General features: G+C 58.9%; 2 protein-coding genes. One reads left to right on the top strand and one right to left on the bottom strand.

What is annotated here, in order from left to right:
• Nucleotides 1–145 precede the first annotated feature (145 nt).
• Nucleotides 146–415 (bottom strand): type II toxin-antitoxin system HigB family toxin, encoded by a 270-nt coding sequence (locus AC01FP_RS17595; protein ID WP_474482018.1) that lies wholly within the window; start codon nucleotides 413–415, stop codon nucleotides 146–148.
• A gap of 128 nt (nucleotides 416–543) precedes the next feature.
• Between AC01FP_RS17595 and AC01FP_RS17600 the strand changes: the two genes are divergently transcribed.
• Nucleotides 544–1,428 (top strand): DEAD/DEAH box helicase (locus tag AC01FP_RS17600; protein WP_474482016.1); only part of this gene is annotated, 885 nt, incomplete at its 3' end.

The following is a 1,428-nucleotide window of genomic DNA, read 5'->3' on the forward strand; positions in this document are numbered from 1 at the left end:
TAGTCGTCAACTAAAACAGTCAAGACCTCAAGCCGCTCCCTTTCAGGGCTGCATGCTGGTGCATCTAGGCAATCGTCGATGTCCTTAAGGGCAAGCTCGTAATCGGCCTCGTTGCGGATGGGTTTGATGGGTTGCATGGTGGGTCTCAGATTATGGAAGCGTCGATCTTGTCGTAATCAGCGTGGCTGCCAATAAAGCGGATGTAGACCGTCTTGAGTTCGTATTCAACCTTGACGACAAGCCGATACTTGTTGCCACTGATGTTGAACACCACCCTGTTATTGGCAAGAAAACTGGCAGTTGAGAATTTTTCCTTGATCTCCTGGGGATGACTCCAGCTGGCCGCCTTGGCCAGGGCGTGCCAGGTCTTGAGGGGTTGCTCAGCATCGCCATGGCCCGACTCCCAGAACTGCACCAAGGTCCGCTATGGGAGGAGCGTGCTGGTTTGTCGGGGATCTCCGGCCATGCATGGATTGCATAATTCAGAACCCCTGCCAGCACAGAGATCACGCCTAGCCTGAGGGTGCAGATCTGCAGCATCCCTTGCTCCCCTCCGTTGTTGCCAGCGAGTTGGAGCAGGTGGCCTGCGATGCCATCCGCACCGCCTTTCACCCCACCACATCAGGCTTTTCTGGCCTGATCGACCGTTTCCTGGCCGATCGGGACCAGCTGCTTAAGGGCCCGTTCGTTTCAGTCTCCCTGCCGTTCCGCGAGGGATCTGGGCGCGATTGGTTCCCCCAGATCCCTCTGCCCTTCCCGCCTTATTTGCACCAGGAGAAGGCCTTTGAGCGGCTGCTGCCTGGAACTCCAGGCAACACCCTGGTGGCCACAGGCACCGGCTCAGGCAAAACCGAGTGCTTCCTGTTGCCCTTACTCGAGCACTGCCGGCAGCAGCGAATCCAAGGCACCCGTGGGATCAAGGCGATCCTCATCTACCCGATGAACGCCCTTGCCACCGATCAATCACGGCGTATCGCCAATTTGATCCACACCATTCCTGCCTTGGCGGGTCTGCGCTCTGGTCTCTACATCGGCTCCTCTGATGACACGCCCACAGCGGCGATGACCGCTACCAGCGTGATCACCGATAAGGAGGCTCTGCACAAGGCGCCGCCCGACATCCTGCTTACCAACTACAAGCAACTCGACTACCTGCTCATCCAGCCCCATGTGCAAAGCCTGTGGGAGCACAACGGGCGCCAGCTTGATGGCAGCAGTGTTCTGCGCTATCTGGTTGTCGATGAGTTCCACAGCTTTGACGGTGCCCAGGGCACGGATCTGGCCTGTCTGATCCGCCGCCTGCGTGATCGCCTCCAGTGCCCCGGCGAGGAGTTGGTGTGTGTGGGCACCTCCGCCACCCTCGGAGGCCCCGAATCACGTGAGGCGATGCTCAGCTACGCCGGCCAGATATTTGCCAGCCGCTTTGAG

The sequence above is a fragment of the Cyanobium sp. NIVA-CYA 375 genome, from assembly GCF_056108345.1.